The 19366-nt window shown below is 75.8% G+C and carries 18 protein-coding genes; 7 read left to right on the top strand and 11 right to left on the bottom strand.

What is annotated here, in order from left to right; translation table 11 throughout:
• Position 1: 1 nt before the first annotated feature.
• A complete protein-coding gene (locus tag ABD345_RS33250) occupies positions 2-946 on the bottom strand; it encodes an ABC transporter permease (RefSeq protein WP_344557654.1) in 945 nt (314 codons plus the stop codon).
• A gap of 328 nt (positions 947-1274) precedes the next feature.
• Here ABD345_RS33250 and ABD345_RS33245 point away from each other — a divergent pair, with 328 nt between their 5' ends.
• Complete coding sequence (locus ABD345_RS33245) at positions 1275-2243, top strand: helix-turn-helix domain-containing protein (protein ID WP_344557653.1); 969 nt, start codon at positions 1275-1277, stop codon at positions 2241-2243.
• Here ABD345_RS33245 and ABD345_RS33240 read toward each other — a convergent pair.
• Entirely contained in the window at positions 2147-3043 is an 897-nt protein-coding gene (locus ABD345_RS33240) for an NAD-dependent epimerase/dehydratase family protein (protein WP_344557651.1), read from the bottom strand. The genes ABD345_RS33245 and ABD345_RS33240 overlap by 97 nt on opposite strands.
• A 122-nt stretch (positions 3044-3165) precedes the next feature.
• Here ABD345_RS33240 and ABD345_RS33235 point away from each other — a divergent pair, with 122 nt between their 5' ends.
• Complete coding sequence (locus ABD345_RS33235; protein ID WP_344557649.1) at positions 3166-4116, top strand: GlxA family transcriptional regulator; 951 nt, start codon at positions 3166-3168, stop codon at positions 4114-4116.
• 36 nt (positions 4117-4152) lie between these two features.
• Here the strand turns inward: ABD345_RS33235 and ABD345_RS33230 are convergent, their stop codons facing one another.
• Positions 4153-5322: an AI-2E family transporter gene (locus ABD345_RS33230; RefSeq protein ID WP_344557648.1), complete on the bottom strand. Its 1170-nt coding sequence runs from the start codon at positions 5320-5322 to the stop codon at positions 4153-4155.
• 330 nt (positions 5323-5652) lie between these two features.
• Positions 5653-5826 carry a CsbD family protein gene (locus ABD345_RS33225; protein ID WP_344557647.1) on the bottom strand — a complete coding sequence of 58 codons (174 nt, stop codon included), beginning with the start codon at positions 5824-5826 and terminating at the stop codon, positions 5653-5655.
• A gap of 132 nt (positions 5827-5958) precedes the next feature.
• Between ABD345_RS33225 and ABD345_RS33220 the strand changes: the two genes are divergently transcribed.
• The gene (locus ABD345_RS33220) at positions 5959-6129 is read left to right on the top strand and encodes a hydrophobic protein (RefSeq protein WP_344557646.1); all 171 of its coding nucleotides are present in this window, start codon (positions 5959-5961) and stop codon (positions 6127-6129) included.
• Between the two features lie 48 nt (positions 6130-6177).
• Here the strand turns inward: ABD345_RS33220 and ABD345_RS33215 are convergent, their stop codons facing one another.
• Complete coding sequence (locus ABD345_RS33215; RefSeq protein WP_344557645.1) at positions 6178-7431, bottom strand: MFS transporter; 1254 nt, start codon at positions 7429-7431, stop codon at positions 6178-6180.
• Between the two features lie 219 nt (positions 7432-7650).
• On the opposite strand from ABD345_RS33215, the gene ABD345_RS33210 reads away from it, so the two are divergent.
• From ABD345_RS33210 to ABD345_RS33200, 3 genes are all read left to right on the top strand, one after another.
• Positions 7651-8892 carry an FUSC family protein gene (locus ABD345_RS33210; protein WP_344557644.1) on the top strand — a complete coding sequence of 414 codons (1242 nt, stop codon included), beginning with the start codon at positions 7651-7653 and terminating at the stop codon, positions 8890-8892.
• A 234-nt stretch (positions 8893-9126) separates the two neighbouring features.
• Entirely contained in the window at positions 9127-9873 is a 747-nt protein-coding gene (locus ABD345_RS33205) for a hypothetical protein (RefSeq protein WP_344557643.1), read from the top strand.
• A complete protein-coding gene (locus tag ABD345_RS33200; protein WP_344557642.1) occupies positions 9870-10535 on the top strand; it encodes a class F sortase in 666 nt (221 codons plus the stop codon). Before ABD345_RS33205 ends, ABD345_RS33200 begins: the two co-directional genes overlap by 4 nt.
• A 42-nt stretch (positions 10536-10577) precedes the next feature.
• On the opposite strand, the gene ABD345_RS33195 is transcribed toward ABD345_RS33200, so the two are convergent.
• The gene (locus ABD345_RS33195; protein WP_344557677.1) at positions 10578-12140 is read right to left on the bottom strand and encodes a hypothetical protein; all 1563 of its coding nucleotides are present in this window, start codon (positions 12138-12140) and stop codon (positions 10578-10580) included.
• Positions 12137-13072, bottom strand: a complete 936-nt coding sequence (locus tag ABD345_RS33190; RefSeq protein ID WP_344557641.1) for an ATP-binding cassette domain-containing protein — start codon at positions 13070-13072, stop codon at positions 12137-12139. Before ABD345_RS33190 ends, ABD345_RS33195 begins: the two co-directional genes overlap by 4 nt.
• A gap of 239 nt (positions 13073-13311) precedes the next feature.
• Between ABD345_RS33190 and ABD345_RS33185 the strand changes: the two genes are divergently transcribed.
• Positions 13312-13737, top strand: coding sequence for a DUF6234 family protein (locus ABD345_RS33185; protein WP_344557639.1), 426 nt, complete (start codon positions 13312-13314; stop codon positions 13735-13737).
• Between the two features lie 220 nt (positions 13738-13957).
• Here the strand turns inward: ABD345_RS33185 and ABD345_RS33180 are convergent, their stop codons facing one another.
• From ABD345_RS33180 to ABD345_RS33165, 4 genes are all read right to left on the bottom strand, one after another.
• Entirely contained in the window at positions 13958-14341 is a 384-nt protein-coding gene (locus ABD345_RS33180) for a hypothetical protein (protein ID WP_344557638.1), read from the bottom strand.
• Between the two features lie 106 nt (positions 14342-14447).
• Complete coding sequence (locus ABD345_RS33175; protein ID WP_344557635.1) at positions 14448-15317, bottom strand: immunity 49 family protein; 870 nt, start codon at positions 15315-15317, stop codon at positions 14448-14450.
• Between the two features lie 192 nt (positions 15318-15509).
• Positions 15510-16370: an immunity 49 family protein gene (locus ABD345_RS33170; protein WP_344557633.1), complete on the bottom strand. Its 861-nt coding sequence runs from the start codon at positions 16368-16370 to the stop codon at positions 15510-15512.
• Positions 16367-18574 carry a toxin glutamine deamidase domain-containing protein gene (locus ABD345_RS33165; protein ID WP_344557631.1) on the bottom strand — a complete coding sequence of 736 codons (2208 nt, stop codon included), beginning with the start codon at positions 18572-18574 and terminating at the stop codon, positions 16367-16369. The genes ABD345_RS33170 and ABD345_RS33165 overlap by 4 nt, the downstream gene beginning before the upstream one ends.
• Positions 18575-19366: the final 792 nt, after the last annotated feature.

Below are 19366 nucleotides of genomic sequence, written 5' to 3'. Positions count from 1 at the left end.
GTCAGCTCCGCACGCGGGGGTCGATGGCGGCGTGGGCGGCGTCGACGAGCAGGTTGACGCCGACGAAGGCGGTGGCGACGAGCAGCACGCCGCCCTGGACGAGCGGCAGGTCGCGGGCGGTGAGCGCCTCGTACAGCAGGCGGCCGAGGCCGGGCCAGGCGAACAGGGTCTCCACGAAGACGACGCCCTCCAGCAGGTAGGCGAGTTGCAGGCCGCCGATGGTGAGCAGGGCGGGCGAGGCGTTGTGGGCGCAGTGCCGCAGGACGGCGGCGCGGCCGAGGCCCCGGGCGCGCAGGCCGTCGGCGAGGTCGGAGGCGAGGACGGTGGCCAGTGCGGCGCGGTGGACCTTGGCGGTGAGGCCGAGCGGGACGAGGGCGGCGGCGGTGGCGGGCAGCACCAGGTGGCGCAGCAGGTCGCCGGTGCCGCCGGGGCCGAAGGCGTCGTGGGTGCCGTTCGCGGGGAGCAGGCGCCAGTGGACGGCGAAGACGGCGGTGAGCAGCAGGGCGACGGAGTACTGCGGGGCGGAGACGGCCAGGGTGCTCGCGGCGCCGCCGAGGCGCCCGGGCCAGCCGCGCGGGTGCAGGGCGCCGAGGGTGCCGAGGGCGACGCCGCCGAGCAGGACGAGCGCGAAGGCGGCGGCGGTGAGGGTGAGGGTCTGGCCGAGCGCGGGCGGCAGCAGGGCGGCGACGGGGCGCTGGGTCGAGGTGGAGGTGCCGAGGTCGCCGGTGAGCGCGTGGCCGAGCCAGTCGAGGTAGCGCGCGGGCAACGGCCGGTCGAGGCCGATGCGTTCGGCGAGGGCCTGCCGGGCTTCGGCGGGCGCGCCGGGGCCGAGGAACGCGGTGACGGGGTCGCCGGGGACGAGGGCGACGGTGGCGAACACGACGGCGCTCACCCCGAACAGGGTGGGGACGGCGAGCAGCAGCCGGCGCAGCAGGAAGCGGGTCACGGGGCGGCCGGGTCGGCGGGGGCGGGCATGGCGCGGTGGTCCTCCGGTTCGGACGGCGGGCGCGGTCGGCGGGGCGCGGCCGGCGCCGTCGGGGTCGTTCGGACCGAGGTTCGCGGACGGGGCGCGGGGCAGCCAGCCAGGCGTTCATGCTGTTACCCGCGGTCATAGGCTCCGGCGGGTGCGGGAGTTGACGTCACATGAGGAGTTCGTTGCAGGATCCGGAACCGGCCCCTTCCCGTCCTAACCTGGGACCGACCCGTTCGCCCCGGCCGCCCCGGCCGAACGGGCCGACGCAGCCGAGCACCACCCGCGACGAGGAGCGAGCACCGTGTCCACCTCCGCCACCGGCCAGGAACTCGGCGCGTTCCTGCGCGCCCACCGCGAACTCCTCCAGCCCGCCGACGTCGGACTCACCGCCACCGCCCGGCGGCGCACGCCCGGGCTGCGCCGCGAGGAGGTCGCCTCGCTGTCCGGCGTCGGCCTCGCCTGGTACACCTGGCTCGAACAGGGCCGCGTCACCGCCTCCCGGCAGGTCCTGGAGGCGGTGGCGCGCGCCCTGCGCCTGGACTCGGCGGGCCTGCGGCACGCGATGCGGCTGGCCGGCTACCACGAGCCCGTCCCCGCGGACGCCGACCGCAGCACCGCCGGACGCCTGGCCGCCGCCGTCCGCCCCGTCCTCGACTCCTGGCCCGCCAGCCCCGCCGCCCTGCTCGACCGGCACTTCGACCTGCTGGCCTGGAACGCCGCCTGGACGGCGCTGTGGGGCTCGCCCGAGCACGTCCCCGCCGACCGCCGCAACCTGATGTGGCTGCTGGCCGTCGACCACCGGCTGCGCGAGGTCCTGCCGGACTGGGAGCCGCTGGCCATGAACGTCTTCCAGCACTTCCGCGCCCAGGCCGGGCCCGCCCTCGCCGACCCGCGCACCGGGGAGCTCTACCGCCTCCTGGAGCACGACGCCCCCGAGCTGAACCACTGGTGGGGCTGCCACTCCGTCGCCGAACTCACCGCCCGCACCGTCCGGGCCACCCCGCCCGGCCTCGCCCCCGTCCGCCTCACCCTCAGCTCCTTCCACCCCGTGGACGACCCCTCCGCGCTGGTCGTCCTGTTCACCCCGGCGACCCCCGCCGACGCGGCCCGGATGACCGAACTGACGGCGGCGGGGGCGGGGGCGGGGCGGACGCCGGGGTCCGCCGCCGGACCTCAGCCCGCCAGCGCCGTGCGCAGCGGCGACGCCGCCAGCCCGAACGCCTCGCGCAGGTCGCCGTCGTCCACCACGAACGGCCGCTCCGCCATGTAGCCCAGCTCGGCGAACTCCCGCCACAGCGGGTCGCCGAACGCCAGCAGCGCCAACTCCCGTTCGGTGAGCTGCTCCAGGCGCGGTGCGGGCGCCCCGCGCAGTTCGGCCAGTTCGGTCGCGGCCGCCCGCACCGTGCCGGTGATCACCGGGGCGTGCCAGGCCCGTCCCCAGGCCCGGTCGTCGCGGGCGACCGCGACCAGCGCCGCCGCGACGTCCTCGGTGTACGAGAAGGAGTGCGCCGCGTCGGGGTCGCCGTGCACCAGGGCGAGTTCGCCGTCCAGCACCCGGGGCGCCACCAGCAGCGCGAACGGCGAGACCGCGCCCGGGCCCAGGAACTGCCCGGCCCGCACCTCGGTGACCCGCAGCCGCCCCTCGGCGTGCGCCCGTTCGGCGCGGCGCCACAGCTCGGCCCGCACCCGGCCCTTGCGGGTGCGGGCCTCCAGCGGGGTCCGCTCGGTCAGCGGCCCCGCGGTCGGCCCGTAGCCGTACAGGTTGCCGAGCATCACGTAGTCGGCCCCGGCCCGCTCGGTCGCCGCCAGGATCGAGTCGAACAGCGGCGGCAGGGTCTGCGGCCAGGTGTGGTAGGCGGTCATGGCGGCGTTGAAGACGGTGTCCGCTCCGGCCAGCACCTCGGCCAACTCCGCGGTGCGGCCCGCGTCCAGGGCGATCCGCTCGATGCCCGGGTGCTCGGGACCGCTGCCGCCGCGGGTCACCAGGCGGACCTTCTCGCCGCGTTCGGCCAACCGCCGGGCGGTGGCGGCCCCGGTCGCGCCCGCTCCGATGACGACTGCTCCGGTCATGGTGGTGCCTCCTTGCTCTGCTGGGGAACGTGGTCGCGGGGGCCCTCCGCCCGGCCAACTCTGCCCCGTCGCAAGGGGGTAGGGTCAGTGGCCCGATAGCCACGGAGTCCAAGGATCCAGCCATGCACCGCGTCGCCGTCCTGGCCGTCCCGCCCGTCAAGCCCTTCGACCTGTCGATGCCCTCGTTACTGTTCGACGCCGCGGTCGCGGACGGACGCCCCTGCTACGCCGTCACGGTCTGCACGCCCGAGCCCGGGGTGCTGCCCGGGTACGGCGGCCTCGACGTCGTGGTCCGGCACGGCCTGGAGGCGGTCACCGCCGCCGACACCGTCCTCGTCCCCTCCACCGACAGCCGCCACGACGCCGACCCGGCCGCGCTGGACGCCCTCCGGGAGGCCGCCGCCGCGGGCAAGCGGATCGCCTCGATCTGCACCGGCGCCTTCGTCCTGGCCCAGGCCGGACTGCTCGACGGCCGCACCGCCACCACCCACTGGGCCTTCGCCGACGAGCTGCGGCGCGCCTTCCCCGCCATTCGGGTGGACGCCGACCGGCTGTTCGCCGAGGACGGCCGGGTCGTCACCGGCGCGGGCTCGGCCGCCGGCCTCGACCTGTGCCTCCACCTGATCGCCACCGACCACGGCGCGGCCGTCGCCAACGCGGCCGCCCGCGCCGCCGTCGTCACCCCCGTCCGCCGGGGCGGCCAGGCCCAGTTCGTCAGCACCCCGCTGCCCGCCCGCACCGACTCCCCGCTCGACGCCGCCCGCGTCTGGGCCCTGCGGCACCTCGACCGGCCGATCTCGCTCGCCGACCTCGCCGCCCGGGCCCGCACCAGCGTGCGGACCCTGACCCGCCGCTTCGCCGCCGAGACCGGCACGACCCCCTTCCAGTGGCTGCTCCAGCAGCGCCTGCTGCGCGCCCGCGAGCTCCTGGAGACCACCGACCTCACCGTCGACCAGGTCGCCGACCGCAGCGGCCTCGGCTCCGGCGAGTCCCTCCGCCAGCACCTCAACCGCCACCTCGGCATGACCCCGGCCGCCTACCGCAGCGCCTTCCGGCACCCCGGCCGCGGCTAGTGCCGCGTCAGGCCCCGGAGTCCGGCGGCGGGCCGGTCAGCGGTGGTCGAGGTGGGGGAAGACGAACTCGTCGAGCAGCAGGCCGAGGGCGACCGCGGCCGGGACGGCGACCAGGGCGCCGACGATGCCCAGCAGCGCGCCGCCGACCAGGACGGCCACGATGGTGACGAAGGGGTGGACGTCGACGGCGAACTTCATCGTCCGCGGCATGATCAGGTAGTCCTCCAGGAGGCGGAAGCCGATGTAGAAGCCGGCCGTGGCCAGGGCCACCGGCCAGGAGACCGCGAGGGCGACCAGGCTGACGACGATGCCGCCGATGGTGGAGCCGACGATCGGCACCAGGTCCATCAGGGCCACGAACACGCCGAGCGCGGCGGCGTAGGGCACGCCGACGGCGGCGCACCACACCGCGGTGGCGAGGCCGGCGATCGCGGAGGTGACCAGGTTGCCGAGCATGTAGCGTCCGGTGCGGCTGAGGATCTCCTCGGTCAGCTCGCGGGCCCGGTCGCGGCGGCTGCCCTTCACGAAGCGGTAGCAGAACTCCTTGATGTCGGGCAGCCCGGCCATCAGGTACAGGGTCACGGTGACGACCACGGTGACCGAGGTGACGGTGTCGAGCAGCAGGCGTCCGGCGCCCAGCACGCCGCCCATCAGGCCCGGGCCGCCGTTGCCGCCGAGGGCGTTCTTGGCCTGTTCGGCGAGGTGGAAGCGGTCCTCGATCCGGCCCGGCAGCGAGTGGTGGTCGTGCAGCTGGTCCAGCCAGAGCGGGATCCGCCGGGCCAGCACGCCGGCCTCCTGGCCCACCGGGGGGACGACCAGCAGCAGGAAGCCCGCGGCCAGCAGCAGGAAGACCCCGAGCACGGCGGCCACCGCCCAGCCGCGCCGCAGCCGGCGCCGGCACAGCGCGGCGACGACCGGTTCCAGGCTCACCGCGAGGAAGCCGGAGAGCAGCAGCAGGGTCAGGAACTCCTCCAGGCGCAGCAGTTGGCTGAAGAGGAACCAGCCGGTGAGCGCGCCGAGCGCCAGTCGCAGGCCGGTGGAGAACCCGGGCAGCCGGGTCGGGGCGGGGCGCCGGCCGGGCGCCGCGGACGGCGGGGGGTCGGCCGCGGGCGCGGTCGGGGCGGCGTCGGGGGGCACCAGCAGCCGTCGGCGGATTCCGTCGGCGGCGCCGGTGGTGACGACGCGCAGTCCCGGTGGCATCTTCATGGTCTCGTCGGTCCGTTCCGCTCGCGGGCCTGTGGGCACCGTCCGGTTGCCCCGGCGCGCCGGGTCGAAGCGCACCGGGTACGCCCCGCGTGCGGCCGGTCGGCCGCTGCGGGGGCCGGGGCCGGGCGGGCCGTGGACGTGGCGTGGGCGGGGGCCGGGCGGGCCGTGGACGTGGCGGGGCCCCGGACCCGCCGCCGGTGAGGGTGCGCGGTGTCCGGGGCCCGCGCGGCCGGGTGGGCTGCACCGGCCGCACCGCCCCGGCGGAGGTGTGGGGTCACGCCGGGGCGGAGTCGGTGCCCGCTGCCGCCTGCGGCAGCGGGGCCCGGGGGCTCAGCTCCGGAAGGCGTCCTTGACGTCCTCCCCGGCCTGCTTGAGGCCGCCCTTGGCCTGTTCGGCCCGGCCCTCCGCCTCCAGGCGCTCGTTGCCGACGGCCTTGCCGACGTTCTTCTTGACGGCGCCCTTGATCTTCTCGCCGGTGTTCTCGGCCTTGTCGCTCATCGCCATGTCCCGCCTCCTGACTGCCGGTTCCTCGCTGACGGGCGGTCTGGTGCCCCGGATCCGCCGGAAGATTCCCGCGAATATCCGGCGCGGCCCCGGGCAGCAGAGGCCGCGACAATCGATTCCCAGGAGGTCGTCGTGGTTCCCCTGCTGCTGGTCCTGTTGCTCGCGCTGCTGCTGTTCGGCGCCGGTTTCGCGGTGAAGATCCTCTGGCTGGTCGCCGTGGTCGTCCTGGTGTTCTGGCTGATCGGTTTCGTGGCCCGCGGCGCGCACCCCTCCGGCGGTCGCCACCGCTGGTACCGCTGGTGACCCGTCCGCGGTCCGCCGCCCCGGCGTTCCGGCCGGGTTCCCGGGGTCTCAGCGCTGCCGTCGCAGGCCGTGCGTCACCAGCCACGCTCCCGCCGCCGCGGCCAGGGCCAGGGCGGTGCCGACCAGCAGGGCGCCGCGGGTGACGTCGGAGAAGGCGCCGACCGCCCAGGCGCCGAGGCCGGTGCCCGCGTACATGGTGGAGGTGAGCCAGGCGCTGGAGGTGGCGCGGTGGGCGGGGGCGACGGTGCCGGCCAGGGTCTGCTGGTCGGTGACGAAGGCGCCGCTGGCGGTGAACCAGATCAGCACGCCGAGCAGCGAGAGCGGCAGTCCGGGTCCGGCGGTGGCCAGGGCGATGCCGGCGGCCAGCAGCAGGCCCCAGTGGGCGAGCAGCGGCCGGCCGGTGCGGCCCGCCGTGCGGGCCCGGTCGCCGAGGCGTCCGCCGAGCAGCGAGCCGGCCGCGCTGCCCGCGCCGACCAGGACGCCGACCAGGCCGAGGGCCGGCACGGAGAGGCCGAAGCGGCGGTCGAGGACGGCGCCGAGGAAGGTGTACGCGCCGAGGTTGGCCGCGTTGAAGGCGGTGTTGACCAGCAGGGCGCGGCGCAGCACCGGCTCGCGCCAGGCGCCCAGGACGGCCCGGACGGCACCGCCCCGCACCGCGCCACCCTGGACGGGGACGGCCTGCGCGGGGACGGACCGCGCGGGGACGACCTGCCGGGCCAGCAGGGCGACCGCGGCGAGGGTGCCGGTCGCGAGCGCCCAGAACGCGGCCCGCCAGCCCGCCGCCCCGGTGAGGACGCCGCCGAGCGGGACGCCGATCACCTGGCCGGTGGAGAACAGGGCCATGCCGAGTCCGAGGGCGCGGCCGCGCACCGCCTCGGGGGCGGTCTCGGCGATGTGCGCCCAGATCGCGGGCCCGGCGGCCGCGGCGGCGAGTCCGGCCAGGGCGCGGGAGAGCACCAGTTGGGTGAGGTCGGTGGAGAGCGCGGCGGCCGCGTTGGACAGCACGAACAGCAGCCCGCCGGCGAGCAGGGTGCGGCGGCGGCCGAACCGGTCGCTGAGCAGGCCGAGGAACGGGGCGCAGACCGCGTACACCAGGACGTAGGCGGTGACGGTGGAGGCGGCGGCGGCCTCGGTGGTGCCGATCGAGTCGGCGATGGTCGGCAGCAGCGGGGAGACCAGGAAGGTCTCGGTGCCGAACAGGAACAGCAGCGCGAACACCCCGGCGTACCGCAGCGGTCGCAGCGGTTCCGGGGCGGGCAGCGCCCGGCCGGCGCGTTCGGTCAGGTCGGAGACGTCGCTCACGGCGACCACCACCTCGTCCGTGGTCGGATCGCGCGGCGCGTCCTCGGACCGCGGACGCGTGCGGCCGCGCGGGGGGCATGGGCGTCCGGTGCCGCCATCGTCGGCGGGGGCCGGAGGTGCAGCCAGACAGGCGTTCATCCTGTGACCGGGGCTCACAGCCTGACGTCCCGTCAGCGTGTGAACGGTGTGAACGGCACCCGGCAGGGATAGAAGGGCTGCATGCGTTTCGTTCCGGAGCCGGTGGCGGCCGTGGTGCGCCGTGGGGCCAAGGACCCGTTCGTCGTGCAGACGGTGCGGGCCACGGTCGCCGCGACGCTGTCGTACGTGGTGGCGACCTGGCTGAGCAGGGAGCCGGTGCCGCTGACCGCGCCGCTGACGGCGCTGCTGGTGGTGCAGGTGACGGTGTACTCGACGCTGACCACCAGCATCCGGCGGGTCAACTCGGTGGTGGTCGGGGTGCTGATCGCGATCGGGTTCTCGACGGTGGTCGGGCTGTCCTGGTGGAGCCTCGGGCTGATCATCATGGCCTCGCTGGTGGTGGGCCGCTTCGTGCGGGTGGACGAGTTCGTCCAGGAGGTGGCGATCAGCGCGATGCTGATCCTGGGCGTCTCCCAGGTCAGCACCCAGGCCTGGGACCGGGTGCTGGAGACGGTGATCGGCGCGAGCGTCGGCCTGCTGTTCAACCTGGTGATAGCGCCCCCGGTGTGGGTCGACACGGCCGGCGAGTCGATCGAGGACCTGGCCCGCCGGGCCCGGCACCTGCTGCTCGGGCTGTCCGAGCAGTTGGGCCGGCCCGTCCCGGTCGAACGGGCCGCCGAACGGCTGTACGAGGCCCGGCGGCTGGACCAGGCGATCGCCGAGGTGGACGGGGCGCTGCGGCAGGCCGAGGACAGCCTGCGGCTGAACCCGCGGATCAGCGAGGGCCTGCTCTCCCGGCTGGTGCTGCGCACCGGGCTGGACACCCTGGAGATCTGCGTGGTCGTCGTCCGGGTGATCGCCCGCTCGCTCACCGACCTGGCCAAGCGCCGCGACCCGGACGAACGGCTGTTCCCGGCGGACGTGGCGGTGGCCCTGGAGGAACTGTTCGAACACGTCGGCGGCGCGCTGGTGAGCTTCGCGGTCCTGGTCACCACCCAGGTCAGCCGGAACGCCGAGGAGGCCGAACAGCGGCTCGCCTCCGAGCTCTCCGCGGCCTGGGCCTGCCGCGAGAACGCCGCCCAGCTCCTGCTGCGCCGCGTCCAGGAGAGCCCGGACGCCTGGCAGCTGCACGGCTCGCTGCTCGCCGAGGTCGACCGCATCCTCGACGAACTCGACCTCGAACACCGCGGCCGCCGCCTGATGGAGGAACTCGACCGCGCCGCCGTCGCCAACCGCGACCGCTTCTCCCGCTTCTCCCGCCTCCGCCGCCTGGCCCGCGGCGAACGCCTCCGCCCCCGCCGCCGCCGCCAACCGACGGCCTGACCCCACCCCGCCCTGCCCCCGGCCCCACCACCGCCACCGCCACCGCCACCGCCACCGCCCCAACGGGCCCCGGGACCGGCCGGGGGTGGGCGGACACGCCGGGGCTGGGCCGTCGGGGGGGGGAAACGTCGTACCGGTTCGGGTGTGTTGTGACGGGGCGTCAGATCGGGGCGAGGACCCTCGGGGGGTGTCGGCGCCGTGCCGGCAGCCCCCGTCCCTCACCCCGGAGCTCCCATGACCCCGACCCCGATCGGGCGGCGTCTGCTGCTGCTGCGCGCGGCCGCCCTCGCCGGTGCGGCCGTCCTGCCGCTGGCCGCGTTCGCCGCCCCCGCGCACGCCGCCGGCGACAACGGCGACGTGAAGATCCACGACAGCGGTACGCCCGCCGACCAGCAGGCCGACGACCCGAAGGTCTGCAAGTTCTACGTCGACGGCCTCAACTTCGACGCCGGACAGAGCGTGACCTGGCACATCGACCAGCAGCCCCCGACCGGCACCGCCCAGGTGCTGAACGGCGCCCTGCTCCTGCCCACCGGCAACGCCCGGACCGCCGACCTGTCGCTGCCCGACGGGCACTACAAGCTCGGCTGGAACTTCGTGGGCGAGGACGGCGACGCCAAGCAGAAGGTGTTCACGGTCGACTGCTCCGGCGTCGGCAGCAGCCAGTCCCCGTCCCCCAGCCCGTCCGGCAGCCCGGTCGGCACCGGTACCTCGTCCTCGCCGCCCCCCTCGGGCGGCACCTCCCCGTCGCCCAGCGCCTCCCCCTCCGGCAAGGGCGGCGGCTCGGGCCCCGGCGGCCCGGGCCAGGGCGGTCCCGGCCACGGCGGCCCGGGGAAGACGCCGCAGGGCGGGGTGGCGGCCGGCGCGGGCGGGGCCTCCCGGGACCTGAACCCGGCGGAGGTCACCGTCGGCGCCGCGCTGATCGCCGGGGCGGGCTACCTGGTCGTGCGCCGGCGCCGCCGCTCCCGCACCCGCCGTTGACCCGCACCGCCCACCGACGCGCCCGCGGTGCCGACCGGCTACGGTTCGGCACCGCGGCCGTCGCGCTGCTGTGCGGCGCCTGGCTGGTCGACGACGGGCTGACCACCGCGGGGCCGCCCCCGCCCGCCCCCGCGCAACTCCCGGCCCCCGCCCGGGACGCGCCCTCCCCCAGCGCCTCCCGGGCCGTCCCGGACACCGCCGCGCTCGGCCCGTCCGACCCGGCGCGGCTGCGCATCCCGTCCATCGCGGTGGACGCCGCCTTCACCCCGCTCGGCCTGGACGCCACCGGGGCGCTCGACACCCCGCCGCCGGACCGCCGCGACCTGGTCGGCTGGTACCGGGACGCCCCCTCGCCCGGCGCGGACGGCACCGCCGTGGTGGTCGGCCACGTCGACGACCGGCACGGCCCCGGCGTGCTGTACCGGCTCGGGCTGCTGCGCCCCGGCCTGGCCGTCACCGTCACCCGGCAGGACCGCCGCACCGCCACCTTCACCGTCGACGCGGTGCGCTCCTACCCGAAGAGCGACTTCCCCGCCGGGGAGGTGTACGCCCCGACCGGCCGCGCCGAACTGCGGGTGATCACCTGCGGCGGGCACTACGACCGGCGCACCGGCTACGACTCCAACACCGTGGTGTTCGCGCACCTGACCTCCACCGCCTGACGGGGACCCACCCCCTGACGGAGACCCACCGCATGGCGGGGCTCACCGTCTCCGGCGCCGGGCCGCGTCGGTCGCCAGCGCCGCTCCGAGCAGCGCCGCCGCCAGCGCGGCGACCAGCAGCGGGTGCGGGCCCCCGGGGCGTCCGGCGGTGCGGACGGCGCCCATGAAGTCCACCGCGGCGACGTGGTTGACCAGCAGGTACCACAGCGGCGGATAGAGCGCCTGGAACGGCCGGTGGCTGCGGCTCAGCACGCCCAGTGCCAGCGCCAGCGAGGGCACCAGCAGCGGACCGCCCAGCCAGTGCGCGGCCCCGGCGCCGTCCCCGGCTGCCAGCATCCGCAGCAGCGGGGCGGCGCCGGTGAGCGCGGTCAGCAGCACGCCCGCCGTCCACTCGGCGAGCAGCCGCCGGCCCGGTGCGGGGTGGGCGGCGAGCAGCCCGGCCGGGCCGTGCTCCACCTGCTGGCTGCCGAGCCGGGACCACAGCAGCACCGGCCACAGCCACAGCAGCGGCAGCAGCAGGCCGGTCCCGGTGGGCGCGGGCAGCACGAGCGCGGCGGCGGACAGCAGCGCGGCCACCGCCCACCAGGCGGCCGGCACCCCCTGCAGCAGGATCCGCGACTCCCCCGCCAGCAGCCGGCCGAACGCCCGGCCCCGGACCGGCGCGGTGCGCGGCAGCGCCCCGAACACCGCCGGGGCGGACGGCGGTTCGGCCTCCGGCCGCGGGTACCGTCCCGGGCGGGAGGCGCCGGGGGCCGGGTCGAAGCGGCCGAACCAGAGCGCGGGCAGCACCGCCGCCGCGGCGGCCAGCAGCAGCACCGCCAGCCGGGCCGCCAGGAAGCCGCCGGTGAGCGGCGCGCCGTCCCAGCGGAAGGGGTGCAGCGGCTCGGCGACCTGAGTCAGCCCGAGGCTGAACCCGCCCGCCCCGTACGGGATCCGCTGCGCGTCCAGGGTCGCCCGCAGCGAGTCGGCGACCGGCCGGACGCCGAGGCCGCCGAGCGGCGCGTGCGCGGACTGGCCGCCGATCGCGATCACCAGCGCCAGCACCGACCAGAGCAGGTTGCCGAGCCCGGCCCGCAGCACCGGAACCGTCTCGAACAGCACGGCGGCCGCGGCCGTCACCGCCAGCAGCGGCAGCGCGACCAGCAGGAACGGGGTGAGCAGCGCGACCGGGTCGACCGCGCGGTCCTCGCCCTCGACGAGTTGCAGCACCAGCGCGGTGCCCGCGAGCACGCCCAGCATCGAGGCCAGCACCAGCAGGTTGGAGAGGAACTTCGCCGCCAGGTACCCGGCGGAGCGCAGCGGGCTCGCGGCCAGCACCTGGCCGACCCGGGTCGCGGTGTCCCGGACGACCGCGCCGCGCACCGCGTAGAACCCGCCGACGGTCAGCCAGAGCGCCCCGGCCAGCGCGGTCGCGGTGCCGACCCACGCGCTGTTGTACACGCCCCGGTTGCCGCCCACGTCGATCACCGCCCACCGGCTGCCGGCGGCGGGCACCGCCAGCCGGCCGAGCCCGACGGCGGCCAGCAGCGTCACCGCGTACACCGGGCGGCGCACCCGTTCCCGGAAGTCCCCGGCGGCCAGGTGGGCCAGCGCGCGCACCGTCACCGCCACCGCCCGGCCCCCTCCCGCTCCGAGGGCTGCCGCTCCGGCCCGTCCCGTTCCGGCCGTCCGCCGTGCACGGCGGCCAGGTAGACGTCCTCCAGGTCGGGCCGGACCGGGGCCGCACCGGCCGGTCCCGGTCCGGCGGCGGGGGCGATCAGCCGCAGCCGGACGCCGCCGCCGTCGGACCTGGCGGTGCGGCCGACCAGCCAACTCGCCTGCCAGGCCGGGACGTCGGCCGCTGGGACGGTCAACTCCCAAACTCTTCCGTCCAGTTCACCCGTCAACTGCTGCGGGGTGCCCCGGCGCAGCAGGTGGCCGCGGGCCAGCACGGCGATCGTGTCGGCCGTGGACTCGACGTCCGACACGATGTGGGTGGAGAGCAACACGGCGCGTCGGGCGGCGAGTTCGCTCAGCAGGTTGCGCAGCCTGACCCGCTCCTCCGGGTCGAGTCCGGCGGTCGGCTCGTCCACCACCAGCACCTGCGGGTCGGCCAGCAGGGCCTGTGCGATGCCGACCCGGCGGAGCATGCCGCCCGAGTAGCCGCGCAGCGGACGGCGGACGGCCTCGGTCAGGTTGAGCAGTTCGAGCAACTCGTCGGTGCGGGCCCGGGCGGAGCGCGCGGTGAGCCCCTTGGCGGCGGCCAGGTAGGCCAGGAACTCGCGGGCCGTCAGGTTCGGGTAGACGCCGAAGTCCTGCGGCAGGTAACCGAGTTCGCGGCGCAGCCGGTCGGGCGAGGCGACCGCGTCGGCGCCCCGGTAGCGGAGCGTCCCGGTGCTGGGGCGGGTGACGGTGGCGAGGATCCGCAGCAGCGAGGACTTGCCCGCGCCGTTCGGCCCGAGCAGCCCGAGCAGCCCGGGCCCGAGCGTCAGACTGACGCCGTCCAGGGCCCGTTTGCCGCCCCGGCAGACCTTGCCGATCCGGTCCAGCTCGATCACGGGCGGCGCGGACGACGAGGGCGGCTGGGGCGGGGCGGCTCCCGGCGGCAACTGCGCCGGCGGGTACGGACGTCGTCGGTTCACCGGTTCCCCCGGTCGGTCGTGGTCGCTCACGCCCCGAGCCTCGCCGATCGGCGGCGCCCCGCCATCTGCCGTTCGGCAGATATCCGCGGCCGGGCCGCGCGGCCCGATTCGCCGTACACGTTCCGCCGCGCCCGCGGACCGGGCAGAGTACAGCCATGACGGATGTCCCGACCGCACCGACCACGCCGCCGCCGCCACGGGGCCGGCGCCGCCCCCGCCCGCTGCCGCTGCTCGCGGACCTCGCCGCCACCCTGGTGCTGTCCGTCGCCCAGTTCCTCGTCCTGCTGCGGGTGACGCTCATCCCCGCCGACCGGCCCACGGAGTCCTTCGAGGTGTTCGACGTGACCTCGACCTCCGTCGTGCTCCGGCTGGGCTGGCTGCTCCTCGCCGCCCTCGTCCTGCTGGCGCTCGCGTACCGGCTGCGGGCGGCGCTGGCCGCCGCCGTGCAGGTGCTCGCCGTCCTGGGGCTGGGCGCCGTGTTCCTGTTCGGCCTGGCGCACCACACCCCGGACCTCCCGGCCCACGCGCACGCCCCGACGTCCGGGTCCACCGCCTGCCGCAGCGGCGCCCACTGCCCCTGACCCTTGCCCCGCAGGGCCGCTACGGATACGGACGGGTGATCTTCGGCCGCCCCGCGCGACGTGGCTCCCCGCCCCCGGGCATTCCCGCCCGGACCGAACAGGAGGAACCACGTCCCGTAGCGCCAAGGCCAAGGGGATCGTCGCGCTCGCCGTCGCCGCCGCCGCCGTCCCGCGCTCGCCGAGCCGGCCGCCTCCCGGGCCCCGGACGCCCGGCCGCCGCTCAGCGCAGCTGCGGACGCCGCATCGCCTGGATCTCGCCGCCCGCGCTCCGGGTCCGGTCGGCGAGGGCGTGCATCCGGTCCACGGTGTCGGCCTCGTTGGCCGCGTGGTTGTCGGCCATCACCTGGAGCTTCCGGCCGACCTCGCCGAGCCGCGCCGCCAGCGAGTCCATCGACTCCTTCATACCGTCGCGCAGGCCCTCGTAGACGACGCCGAACTTCTCGCCCAGGTCGTCGTCACCCCACGGCGGGTCCCCGCTCTCCTCCAGCGCCGACAGCCGCGCCTTCATCTCCGCGACCACCCGCTGGAACGACTCCCCGATCGACTCCAGGTTCTTCCCCTGCCCGCGCAGGTTCCCCTCGTCCACGACGATCTGCTGCGACACCCGAACTCCCTCGCCTTCCTCGTCCGTTCCCACTGTCCGTTCCGAAACCCGCTCCCCGGTCCGCGCCCGTCCCCGTGCGGGTCGGGCGGGGGGATCCGGAGCCTGCTCACCGGGTCGGGAACTCCCCGACCCAGGTGCCGTGCAGCAGGTGGTGGGGCAGGTACTCGGACTCGACCTCGATCTCCATGCCCGCGTCGCGGGCCAGCACCGCGACGGCCAGCAGGGCCGGCGCGACGAAGCCCTCCGGATTGGTCGACCGGGCCTCGTTGCCGGTCCAGTACTCCCGGTGCCAGGTCAGCGCCGTCGCCAACGACTCGTTGAACGCCGCGACCTCCCGCCGGACGAAGAGCTGGAACAGCTCCAGCGGGGGGTGGAGCAGCTTCAGCATCACCTCGGCGCTCGCCGCCCGGGTGCGCTCCGGCACCGTGCCCTCGATCGCCCTGAGCAGCGACTCCCAGGCGCGCGGTCGGCCGGCCGAGGCCAGCTTGAGCGCGTCGATCCAGTCGTACACGTACTCGTCGATCATCACGCCGGAGTCCCGCAGGAACTGCGTCGGCACCTCCGCCAGTTCGGCCACCCGCTCCCCCTCCCGGCAGATCACCGCCAGGTAGAACGCCTCCAGCCACAACACCGGGTGCAGGTACTCCTGCGGCCCCGTCGCCGGCAGTTCCAGCACCTCGCCCGCCTCGGTCCCCACCCGGCAGGTCACCGGCCCGGACCGCGCCGTGGCCGACTCGAACAACGCCGAACCGATCTGCATCGGCAACACCCACGCGTGCCACGTCTCGTTCAGGGCGCACCGCGGATCCTGTACGCACCGCCGCTTCGCCAGACTCAGCGCGTAGCGCAACGCCTCCGCCCGGTCGTAGTCGAAGTCCGGCATCCCCGCGACCATCTCCCGGACGACTCCGGCGAGCCGCTCCACCACCTCCTGGCCGCCGTGCCCGGCGGGCACCTCGTGCCGCGAAACCTGCATGCCCATTTCTTCCCCCCGTGGGAAACGGCACCCGTTCGCCCCCCCGGGAAGGGAAATCGAAATCCCTTCCCAGTAAGTGTGCGGACGCCCTCGCCCTTCACTTTCGCTGTCAAAATCCGTGCGCGCCGTTTCCACGGCGCCGAATCCGGTTGTCCCCCGCGAATCGCGCCCGCTTCAGGACGCGAGGCGCCCTCAGGTGGGGAACTCGCCCAACCAGCCGTGGTCGAGCAGGTGCTTGGGCAGGTAGTCCGACTCCACGTCGATCGGGAAGTCGCCGTCAAAGGCGTGGCAGGCCATCGCGAGCGGGCCCAGCGGGACCGCGCCGTCGATGTCGGTGGCCCAACTCTCCTCCGAGGTCCAGTAGTCCCGGTGCGACTCCAGCGCCCGCACCAGCGACGGGGTGAACTCCTCCTGCTTGCGGGTGACGATCTCGTGGAAGAGTTCGAGCGGCGGGTAGAACACCTGCGCCACCACCCGGGGCGTGGCGATCCGGATCCGCTCGGGCGCCGAACTCCCGAAGGCCAGCGTCAACTTGTCGACCAGACCGGGCCCGCGCAGCCAGTACGTCTGCAGCACGTCGATCCAGTGGTAGAAGAAGTCGTCGTACAGCCCCTCCCGCACCCGCAGCCGCTCCAGCGGGATCTCGGACAGCTGCTTCAACCGCGGCTGGTCCCGGCAGATCATCGCCAACCAGAGCGTGTTCAGCCAGGTGTCCGCGTCCGCGTACGTCCGCGGGCCCAACGCCGGGATCGAGCGCGCCCGGTGGTTGATGAAGCACTCCACCCGGCCCTCGTCCACCCCCGTCGCGGCGAACAGCGCCGAACCCACCTGCAGGGCGGTCACCGTGGCCTTCCACGTCTCCAGCCGATTGGCCCTCGGGTCGGCCATCCAGTGCGCCCGGGCGGCCAGGAGTGCGCTGCTGAACGCATAGTCGATCATCTCCCCCGACTGCTCCAAACCGTCGATGAGTTCCGCCAAATCCGTGCTCAACTCTTCGGCGAACACCTCGGCATCGGGCTTGGGTTCGAGATGACGGGAAATGGTCACGGTCACGGAAGGGTCCCCCTGCTGGTGTCGAACCGCCGGTAGTCCAGGCCATTGTAGCTACCGTCGTTGCGGCCACCCATGACGAGGACGTATTCGACTTTCCCCGCTCCGAGCGCCACCGCCAGTTCCTTTGCCAGAGTTCTCTCGCCCCGCTTTTTCATCAGTTCGACGATTTGGAGGAAGTATTCCCGACTCCCTTGGGAGACCCGCTGACGACCCGCCCCCGGCATGAGGCGGGTACCGAGCGGCGCATCGGGGCTGCCCTTCGCCTCGACGACGACGAACCGCCCGTCCGGGTGCCTCCACACCTGGTCGAACTGGTCGGCGCCGTTGTCGGGGCCTCCGAGCGTCTGGGGCTCGAACCCGGAGTCCTGCAGGGCCATGTAGTGCAGGGCGGCCGCGCCTTCCCCGAAATTCTCGCTCGCCTCCTGCATCGCGTACTGCGAGGCGCTGTACGCGGCATCGGCCTCCGGCAGACCGCTCTCCTTCTTCCACTGCCGGTCCTTGACCATCTGGGCCACGGCCGCGCTGCGCTTCTCCGCGAGTTCGTCGAGGTCCTTCAGGCTCTGCGCGTCCTCGACGCCGTCCGCGTCGAGGTGCACGGGCTTGGGGTCCAGGTAGTGGGGCTTCGGGGCCTCCGGTCCGTCCTTCGCCGGGAGCCACGGGCCGTCGTCCTCGAACTGGGCGAGCTGGGGCGGCGTGTAGCCGCTCTCGTCCACCGTTTCGAGGAGCTTGCGGTGCCCGTTCTTGTCGTAGTACAGCTCCCGGTAGCCGGGCTCCTCGTTGGCCCGGTACACCTGGATCTGCTCGATCTGGGCCTTGGTGAGGCTCCCGGGCGGACCGTAGTGATCCGGCGGGTCCCCCATGAAGTCGGGGCGCTCCACCCTCCCGGGCGGGCCCGGCGGGCCGTTCTGCCCGTTGTCGCCGCCGCCGGCGATCTCCTCCGGGGCGCGGCGGTCCAGGGACGGGTCGTGGTTCGGGTCGGCGTGCGGAACGGGCGCGGCGGGGCGGCGGTCGGCGCCGAGGGGGACGGCGAAGACGCCGTTCTCGCCGTCGTGCAGGGGCCGGTCGGAGCGGCGGCCGGTCTGCGCGTCGATGTAGGTGATCTTGCCCCGGTGGTTGACGGCGTTCCAGGCGTGGGCGCGGCCGTCGGCGTCCCGGGTGATGATCACGGCCTGCGAGCCGTGCCCCTCCCGGCGGAGGGTGTCCTCCAGCCGCCGGTACGCGGCCGGACCGTCGCCCAGGTCGGAGAACCTCGCCCCGAGGGCGTTCTCCATCCGGTCCCGGCCGCCCCGCTCACCGCGGTCGGAGGGGTTGCCGTCCGCGTCGTGGTCCGGCGTACGGGCCGCGGCCGGGGTCGGGTACCCCGAATAGGTGTCGACGGTCGCCAGCGCGACGTCCACGCAGTTGTTGCGCCGCCCCGGCTCGTTCGGATCGCCGTTGACGGCCCCCGGCCAGTCCCCCTCCGGGTCCGGGTGCCGCAACGGCCGCCCCTCGGCGTCCCGCGGCACCGCGTCCTCCACCCGCTGCCGCTCCCGCTCCCCCGGCTCGATCAGCCCACCCGGCTCCCCGTACGGCCGGTCGGCGGTGACGGGCCGGGTCGGGTCCACGTCCGGGTGCTCGGCGGTGGGGTGCTCGGCAGTGGGGTGCTCGGCGGACGGGTGGTCCTGGGACGGGTGCTCGGCCGGAGGGTGGTCGCCAGACGGGTGCTCGGCGGACGGACGGTCGGCGGCCGGACGGTCGACGGACGGGTGCTCGCCGGACGGGGGCTCGGCGCTCGGGGCGTCGGCAGTCGGACGCTCGGAGGACGGGCGCTGCTCCGGCACGGGCCGCCGCGGATCGGCGCCCGCCGGACGCTCGGTGCGGTCGGGACGAGCGTCCGGACGCTCCTTCGACGGATGGTCGGCGGCCGGGGCCCCGGCAGTCGGACGCTCCGAGGACGGGCGCTGCTCCGGCACGGACCGGCGCGGATCGGCGGCCGGGCGGGACTGGCCGTCGGCCGGACGGTCCGGACGGGCCGCGCGCGGGTCCGCCGCCGGTGTCGGGCGGGCGTCGGGGCGCGGGGTGGGGCTGTCGGACGGCTGCGGGGTGCGCCAGGGGGCGGTGCGCGGGTCGGGGCGGCCTCCGGTGGGCTGCTGGCCGAGGCTGACCGGGCGGTCGGGGCGGGACTGGTCCGGACGCTGCCGCTGGCCGGGGGCGGCCGTCGGCACGGTCGTGGCGGGACGGTCCGCGCGGGGCGCGCCCGCACTCGGCGTCCCCGGCGTGCCGGTGGCGGACGGCACCCCGCCCGCACCGGGCGGCACGGCACCGGCGGCCGGAGCGGCCTGCCCGGCCTGCCCGGCGTACGGGGCCGACGAGGGCGCGGCGGACTCCCCGGCGACCGGCCCGGGCCCGTGCGCGGGCGGCGCCTCCGCGACGGCGGCGGCCCCCGCAGTACGGACGGTGGCCTGCTGCGTCCCGTCCTCGGCCCGGCGACCGTCGTTGCGGCCGTCACCGGGCTGGGCGTGCGGGGTGTCGTGACGCTGCGCGGACGGCTCGGCGGCCGGACGCCCGTGCTGCCCCGCGCCGACCGGAACCCCGGCCTGACTCTCCCGACTCCCCTCACCAAAAGCCGAGTTGGCGTCCGACCGAGGGCCCGGCGCACCCCCGTGCCCCTCGGACCGGCCCTCCCCGTGACGGGACCCAGCGACCGCCGGACGACCCTCCTCCCCGGCCTGCCCCTCCCGACTCCCCTCACCAGAAGGCGAGTTGACGTCCGACCGAGAACCCGGCACACCCCCGTGCCCCTCGGACCGGCCCTCCCCGTGACGGGACCCAGCGACCGCCGGACGACCCTCCTCCCCGGCCTGCCCCTCCCGACTCCCCTCACCAGAAGGCGAGTTGACGTCCGACCGAGAACCCGGCACACCCCCGTGCCCCTCGGACCGACCCTCCCCGTGACGGGACCCAGCGACCGCCGGACGACCCTCCTCCCCGGCCTGCCCCTCCCGACTCCCCTCACC

Source organism: Kitasatospora saccharophila (genome assembly GCF_039529925.1).
Classification (GTDB): domain Bacteria; phylum Actinomycetota; class Actinomycetes; order Streptomycetales; family Streptomycetaceae; genus Kitasatospora; species Kitasatospora saccharophila.
The sequence above is the reverse complement of the archived record's forward strand: the minus strand, read 5'-3'. Positions and strand labels throughout refer to the sequence as shown.